4 protein-coding genes are annotated in these 8287 nt (G+C 51.2%); 3 read left to right on the top strand and 1 reads right to left on the bottom strand.

The genetic code is table 11. The annotated features are described in order from the left end of the window. Window positions 1-920: RICIN domain-containing protein (locus GSQ80_RS00125; protein WP_174241283.1), on the top strand; the 920-nt coding region annotated here is incomplete at its 5' end. A 30-nt stretch (window positions 921-950) separates the two neighbouring features. Here GSQ80_RS00125 and GSQ80_RS00120 read toward each other — a convergent pair. Next, window positions 951-1697: an SGNH/GDSL hydrolase family protein gene (locus GSQ80_RS00120; RefSeq protein ID WP_158785488.1), complete on the bottom strand. Its 747-nt coding sequence runs from the start codon at window positions 1695-1697 to the stop codon at window positions 951-953. Between the two features lie 297 nt (window positions 1698-1994). Between GSQ80_RS00120 and GSQ80_RS00115 the strand changes: the two genes are divergently transcribed. Further along, a complete protein-coding gene (locus GSQ80_RS00115) occupies window positions 1995-4697 on the top strand; it encodes a glycoside hydrolase family 31 protein (RefSeq protein WP_158785487.1) in 2703 nt (900 codons plus the stop codon). After that, the gene (locus tag GSQ80_RS00110) at window positions 4694-8230 is read left to right on the top strand and encodes a TonB-dependent receptor (protein WP_158785486.1); all 3537 of its coding nucleotides are present in this window, start codon (window positions 4694-4696) and stop codon (window positions 8228-8230) included. The genes GSQ80_RS00115 and GSQ80_RS00110 overlap by 4 nt, the downstream gene beginning before the upstream one ends. Window positions 8231-8287: the final 57 nt, after the last annotated feature.

The following is an 8287-nucleotide window of genomic DNA, read 5'->3' as shown; positions in this document are numbered from 1 at the left end:
GGGACGATCAGTCAACGACGAATACGAACCAGCAATGGCAGTTCTCGAGCACAGGCACAAACGAGTACTACCTCCTCAACCACACTAGCTCGCAATATCTTAGCGATGGTCTGCCGTCGGGAACGAGCAATCAGAGTGTTGGCAATCCGATGACGCAATATACTACAACGGCGAATGCACAGTTCATGCTCGTTCCTCTGAATGCAGTTGCGCCGTCCAGTGTCATCGCGACTGCGGGCAGCGCCCAGGTCAACCTCTCCTGGCAGTCGAACGGAATTGCCACCAGTTTTAGCGTTTATCGTGGTACCAGTAGCGGCGGAGAAGGCTCTACGGCTTACCACTCCGGGATTACGGGCACGACTTACACCGATACCTCGGTCACAACTGGCACAACCTACTACTACACCATCAAAGCAATCAACACACTTGGCACATCGGCAGCCTCTGCCGAAGTTAGCGCGACACCATTGAGCACAACCGCTTATTACAAGGTCGTCAGCATGACCAGTGGCAGTGGTATGGTATTGGACACCAATGGCAGCACGACCGACGGTACAGCCGTTGTACAGAATCCCGACAGTTCCGGTACAGATACTTTCCAGCAATGGAACATCGTGAGTCTTGGGTCGGGATACTTCAAACTGCTCAATCGGGGCAGTGGAAAATGTCTCGACAATGGCGGAGTCCAAACCAGCGGTAACGCGGTCATCCAGTGGGATGATCAGTCGGGCACCAACACAAACCAGCAGTGGACGATTCTCAGCCAAGGAAATGGTCACTACTATCTGGTAGACCATACGAGCAATCAATACCTCAGCGACGGCAGTCCTGCCGGGACTACAAATCAGAGCGCTGGCAACGCGATGACGCAATGGCCATCACCCCAAAACGCTCAGTTCCAGATTGTTCCAATCGAGTAACACGTAATCACAGTGGAGTAGTTGCCGCGCTCACCGCACTTGCCATCCGTTTGGCGCTCGTGCAACTGGCAAGCTGCTAACTCTAATTTTGGTCAACAGCTTTTGGATTGTCGCTACGGCTTGCTCTGCCTGGATTGCTGAACCGGCCTCGTTAAAATGCACGGAGTCCTGATAATCATCGCGGTGATCGAGCATCAGTCGGTGTTGATCGTCGATGGAGATGCCGTGCTTCTTGAAGAAAGTTGACGCAATCTGATTGCGCGCATCAATGCGGGCATTGGTTGCGCCAGTCGCGTTATCGTCTCTCACGGCAGTTGAAGAAGTCCAGATAAGGTGAGCATCGGGAGCTAGACTTCGAACCTCAGTCAGAAATAAAGGAAGCGCCTCACCGTATTGACTTTCGGTGTAGCTCCAACCGTGCAGTCCGTTGCTAAGGTGAATCACGTGAAAGCGGACTCCCTCCATCGACCAAAATTCAGCCAATTGCTTTGATAGTCGCGGATCACCGAGCGACGTCGATGAAGCCAACAGGTACACATTCGCTGCAAGGGAGAGCTTTTTTTCGACGTCGGGATAATAGTTGCGCGTGATCGAATCCCCTACGAGCAACACGTTGGGAAGTTTTGGATCGACATGGGCTGGACGTACTTCCCATGTCCACTCAATCTCTTCGGAAACTGGCCCAACCGTTTCGGGCGTCTGTTCGACATGGGCGCTCTGCTGGGGCCTAGCGACGAGCGGAACGATGAGAAGCAGGAGTGGCAATAATCGCGACAATTTTTTCTCCAGATTGATTTGAGACCGAATAAGTACTGGCTTCTAAAGAGGGAACGTTCATTCTCTGCTTCCCGCCCAATTTGCAGAAGTGATTTCCACCTCCTTATCCCAGAGGTGTTGCAGTGACGTGAAGGATAGCAAAATCAGCCCAGATTCCGTCCATAATAATTGATCATTGACAAAACATGTATTCTCCCCATAAAAGTATGTGGTCAAGTATTCATGTTCGCCGGTGATCTGAATGTCTCACATGTGCAAACTGAAAAGCGACCGACAAGTATTTCAGGAGTTCTCCGCGTGAACGATGTTCCATTCCGCAGCAATAGAAGGGTCGGCTTTGATCGCCGCTTCATAGATTGTTCCGACGCTTTTGTGACTTTGGATCAAAAGAGTCTATTCCCCTTCATGTTTGGACGTTCATGCGCCTTGTTTGTCCTCTGTGGCGCGGTGTTGTGCTTGCTCGTAAGTTCTGTGCAGAGTTTCGCGGAGCAGAGTCCGGCTTTCGCTATTGCCCCTTATAAAAAGGATGCGACCGGCGTCACCATCATCACCTCGCAAGGTCTTATACGAGTCGAGGTTTGTACCGACCGGATTATTCACGTGTTGGCTACGCCGGAGCAAAATTTCGCAAAGCAGGTGCTCACCACTGTTCCTAAGGTCTGGAAGCCGGTTCCATACTCCCTGAAGACAGACGGAGAGCACTTGCTTCTTTCTACGGATGCCCTCGCCGTGGAGATTAGTCGCAAGTCCGGAGCCGTGACCTTCTTGTCGCACGACGGTAGCCCTTTGTTGCAAGAGGCTTCCAGGGTCTTCACACCTGAGGTGGAACTGGGTACGAAAACGTGGCAGGTGGAACAAACGTTTCTCTCTCCAAAGGATGAAGCTCTCTACGGCTTGGGTCAGCATCAGGAGGGGTGGTTCAATTTGCGAGGCATCCCGTTCCGCCTCCAACAAGCCAACACGAATATCTCGATTCCCGTTCTACTGTCTACAGAAGGCTATGGTCTCATTTGGAACAATGCGTCGGTCACGGATTTCGATCCGGCCGATCAGCCTATCAACATCGATCAGAAAACAGGAGCAGGGTCGTTCCATACCACAGTCGCAGGAGACTATGGGTTTCTCCTGGGAAGCGACAAGACGAAGCAACTTCGCCTAAACGTAGATGGAAAACCTGTCATAGATCTCGTGAATATGTGGGTGCCAGATACTGCCGGCGGACATGTTTATCTGGAACCCGGCGATCACACTGTTCTGGCCCAGGGTGGAGCGGCGGGTATAGCACTCTCGATGCGCGCGCCTGCCGATGTGACTATCTTTCGCTCCCGTGCCGGGTCAAACGTGGACTACTACTTTCTGTATGGCCCGAATTTGAATACAGTGGTTAGCGAATATCGTGAAGCTACAGGCGAAGCCCCTCTCTTTCCGAAGTGGGCCTATGGCTTTTGGCAATGCCGAGAGCGCTATTCAAGCGAACAACAGATACTCGATACAGCCGCCGAATTCCGGAAGCGCCAAATCCCTGTCGATGCTTTTGTGCAGGACTGGCTTTACTGGGACAAGTATGGCTGGAACGCGATGAAGTTCGACGAGACCCATTATCCCCATCCATCAGAAATGATGGACGCTCTCCATAAAGAAAACCTTCATTTAGTGATCTCCGTTTGGCCCAAGTTCGGCACACAGACCGAGGTACATAAACAGCTTAAATCCGCGTCTGTGCTAATTTCCGGGGAGACACCGACGCATGAGCAATGGCTCGATGCCTTCAATCCAAAGGGACGAAGCCTATTTTGGCAGGATATCGACACAGGGCTCTTTAGGTATGGCCTGGATGGGTGGTGGCTAGATGCGAGCGAGCCTGAGTTCGATCCATTGCGCGGGCAAATGACTTTTCTCGGGCCTGGCGATTTCATCAAGAATGCCTATCCGCTCTATGAAACGACCGCAGTGTACCAAGGCCAGAGAGCCACCACTAGCGAGAAGCGCGTGGTCATCCTGACGCGTTCCGCATTCATTGGCCAGCAAAGGAATTCCGCGGCGTCGTGGTCGGGAGATATCAGCGGCAACTGGGCGACACTTCGGCGTCAGCTTCCTGCTGGGCTCAACTTCAGCATGTCAGGATTGCCGTATTGGACGACCGATGTAGGCGGCTTTTTTCGGCCGGATGACCAATACACCTCGGACGCATACCACGAACTACTGATTCGTTGGTTTGAGTATGGAACGTTCTGCCCCCTCTTTCGTATTCATGGATACAAGAGCGAGACAGAGATGTGGAAGTTCGGGCCGCAGGTTGAACGAGTTCTCCATCGGTACGACGACCTTCGTTATCGTTTGATGCCCTATATCTACTCTGTTGCATGGGATATAACCGCGCAGGGCGGGACGATGATGCGCGCTCTTCCACTAGAGTATCCGAACGATGTGAAAGTTCGGAATATCAGCGACCAGTTTTTGTTCGGTCCATCTCTCCTTATCAATCCTGTTACCGAGGCCGGCGCCACTACTCGCGCGGTCTATCTTCCTGCAGGATCTGCATGGTTTGACTTTTGGACCGGTAAGAAGAGCGAGGGCGGACAGACGATTCAGGCTGAGGCGCCTATCGACCGCATGCCAGTCTTCGCCAAAGCCGGTTCTATCATCCTGCTTGGACCCATCGTCGATTCCACGCGCGACCAAGAAGACCCAACTGACATCCGCATATATCCCGGACAAGATGGCCACTTCCTTCTCTACGACGACGAAGGAGACAGTTATCGGTATGAAAAAGGTAGCTACGCCACGATCTCTCTGGACTGGAATGACCGCATGCAATCTCTCTCCCTGGGTAAACGACAGGGCGAATTCGTCGGCATGCTCAAGGCCCGAAAGATGCGTGTATTCATCGTTAGGGAAGGCAGAGGGATAGGCATCAGTTCCCAACCCAAACCTGACGCTATCGTGCAGTACGACGGCTCGGCGCAGGTAATAAAGCTTACGAAAAAGAGCGCAGGATGACAGTCCGTCGCAAGAAAGAAAAAGTGGATATTCAGAGCAATCTCTCGCATGATCAATCTTCTCAGCCCAGAGCTGATTGCCGGAAAAATATCAAAGATTTAATAGATTCAGGAGGCGATATGCAGCAAGGAAAGTTTTATAAAGGTAAATTCACAAGGTTAGCGGCAATACTTGTAGCCTGTGCTGGCTTGTTACTCCCAACAGTACGAAGCAATGCTCAAAATGTAAATGCCGGCGACATTCGTGGCACGGTTGTGGATAGCTCCGGGGCCAATGTCGCCAATGCGGCGGTTACATTAACCAACAAGAACACCGGTGTCGTTACTCATACCAATTCCGATTCCCGCGGTATTTACGACGTGCCCCAGCTAACACCTGGAGTCTATTCCATCAGCTTCAGCGTTCCGTCGTATAAGACCTTTGTTCAGGATAATGTTCTCTTGCAGAACGAACCCATCACAGTGAATGCCACTCTGCAGATGGGAGCCGTCTCGGAACAGGTCGTCGTTAATTCAAATGCGATTGTTCAGTTGCAAACAGAAGATTCTGCGCAGAACCTCATCCTTGACTCAAAGACAATCGACGCATTGCCGAATGTCGGCTCCGGCAGTGAGGGTTGGTTCAATGAGACCGCGCTCATTCCGGGCGTGAACGGCGGTGGCGGCCAGACTACGAACGGCTCTGGAATTGGCATCAATGGGGGGGAGTCGTATCAAGAAAGCTTCCTGCTGAACGGCGGAACGGCGACCCTCATCGGAAGCCAAAATCCTGATTGGATCATCAATCCGACGGATTTTATCGCCGAAAATGATTTTGATACCCACACGTTCAATGCCAGCTCGGGGAATGGCCAGGCTGTGTTCAATGTAATTACCAAGAGCGGAACGAATCACTTCCATGGATCAGTATATGACTATAACGAAAACGCTTATTTTGGTGCGAGGAACTACTTCTCAAATCCCGCTCAACCTATTCCACCGTTCTCATCTAACGTGATAGGCGGGACGATTGGCGGCCCTATCAAGCGCGATAAGTTGTTTTTCTTTTTTGGTTTCCAGCGATATGTCTATACTGCAGGGAGCCCTGGCTTCGCGGTTGTGCCTACAACCGCCGAGCGCGCCGGCGACTTTTCTGCGCAATTAGCAGCAGGCTGCCCAACGGGCTTTGCAAATGATCCGACATCTGCCGCAGCAATTTGCAATCCGAATCCCGCTCTTGGTGCGGCGTACGCTGGGCAATATGACGATCCGCAGCAGATTTTCAACCCTGCCACGACGGTGACAGTCGGAGGCCAGACGGTAAGACAACCATTTTTAGATAATATGGTGCCATCGACAGATTTTAGCCAGCAAGGACTGAATATTCAGAAGTTCTTCCCAGCTCCAAATGTAAACCAGAATGGCGCAAATCTGGAATATTCGAACCAAACGAGTCAGGTAACATACTGGTATAACGGCAAGGTAGATTACAACCTAAGTAAGAGCCACCATATTAATGCATCTGCAACTTACGGAACTATTAGCTTTCCAAGTGTTACGCCGTATACGCCCATTGGAGAATACACGGAAGAGGGAAATGAGTGGGCACCGCAGATATCAGATACCTGGACGATATCTCCTACCGCGATTAACGAAGCGCGCTTTTCGATGATTCGCTTTTCTGGAAACTGGGTAGGGGGGGACTACGGCAAAGGTTATCCTGCGCAACTTGCTATTCCTAATCCGACATCGGATGTTTTCCCAAATATCAATATTGCAAATATCAGCGGATTCTCTACAGGTCTTAATGCGGTTCTGCATGAAGATGATTTCGTGCCCTCTGATGTCTTTACGGTCATACGAGGCAAGAACATCATTAAGTTCGGTGGCGAATTCGACATCTATCAGGTAAACATTAACTTTGGTGGACAATCTGACGGAAGCTTCAGCTTCAATGGTAGCTCTACGCTCGATCCAAGGGCCGCATCAGCAATGAATCCATCGCCTAGTGTTGGAATCGGCTATGCCGATTTACTTCTAGGCGATGTTTCCAACTATAGTAATTCGATCTCGCCGTTGACGGGCTCGCGGCTCAAATCCACACAGGTGTTTTTTCAAGACGATTACAAGGCCAGTTCCAATTTGACACTTAATTTGGGACTTCGCTACGAGATACAGCCTGGTTGGAAAGAGGCGCACAATGAGCTTTCCGATTTTGATCCTAACCTGATCAACCCTGCGACGGGTACCCTGGGGGCACTTTGGTTTGCTGGCAATAATGGCCGCACTTCAGTCGAAGCCACGCAGTACAACCTGTGGCAACCACGCGTAGGTTTTGCATGGTCTCCCAGAAAGAACCTGGTGGTTCGTGGAGGGTATGGAATCTATACCGAACTGTTTGGTTACAACACGTATGCAGGATCGACTGGTACGGGTTTAACTCAGCAAGTCAGTGTGAATTCGACAGATGGCCTTACGGCAGTCTTCAATCTTGCGCAAGGACCGCCGCCTCTGATTGTGCCGACACCGGAGTCCCTCACACCTTCATTACTTAACGGGCAGCCTGTCTCTTATATCCCGTACCACACTAGGACCCCTTATATTCAGCAGTACCAGTTGGACGTTCAGTACGAGCTCCCTCGCGGGATTGTGCTTGATGCCGCCTATGTTGGCAGTAAAGGCCAGCATATTGCACTCGCCGCCGATTTTAACCAGATACCCGCTGACCTCATTTCCAATTTCACCAATCCTGGGGTGAATATGGCAGTGTATCGGCCCTATCCTCAGTATCAAGGCATCAGCACGACCTTCGGAGGCGGAACATCGCACTACGACTCCTTACAATTAAGAGCGCAAAAGCAATATACCCAAGGGCTGCAGTTTATTGCCAACTTTACCTATTCTCATACTCTCGATGACGGCACGGGCAGTGGTTATGGTGGAGCAGGGGCAGAAGGCTCTGTCTGGCAAAATGGATACTCTCCACGGAGTAGCTATGGGAACTCGCTATTGGATGTTCCCATTACATTCAATGGAGACGTCATCTATGAGCTCCCGTTTGGAAAAGGAAAGGCGTTTCTCAATCGCGGTGGGGTCCTCAACGCTATCATCGGCGGATGGGTGGTCTCTGGGCTCTTTCAGATTCATTCGGGTACACCGTTTACGCCGACTATGTCGAGCAATCTCGACGGGTCTTTGGCAGGCACTTGGTTCCCGAATCGCATCGGGAGTGGCCGGCTTGCCCATCCCTCTATTGCAAAGTGGTTCAATCCAGCAGATTTTGTTCAGCCAGCGGTTGGAACCTATGGTGACTCGGGGAGAAACATTTTGTTTGGACCTTCCTGGAGGCAGCTGGATGTGAGCCTTTCCAAGCATTGGGCGGTGAGAAAGCTCGGGCAGTTAGCGGATATATCAGTCCGAGTGGATTCTTCTGACGTATTCAATCATCCGAATTTTAGCAACCCGAACGCAGTAATCGGGAGCCCGACGGTCGGAGTGATTACCGGTGCAAATACAAGCAGAGCACTCCAGTTCAATGGGAAGTTTACATTTTGAACGATTCCTACCTTTATCTTCAGCGCATCTTTTCATTTATGAAAGGATGCGTTGATC

Origin of the sequence: Granulicella sp. L46 (genome assembly GCF_009765785.1) — a bacterium.
In the GTDB taxonomy this organism is placed as follows: Bacteria; Acidobacteriota; Terriglobia; order Terriglobales; family Acidobacteriaceae; genus Granulicella.
This window is presented reverse-complemented; position numbering and strand designations above follow the sequence as displayed.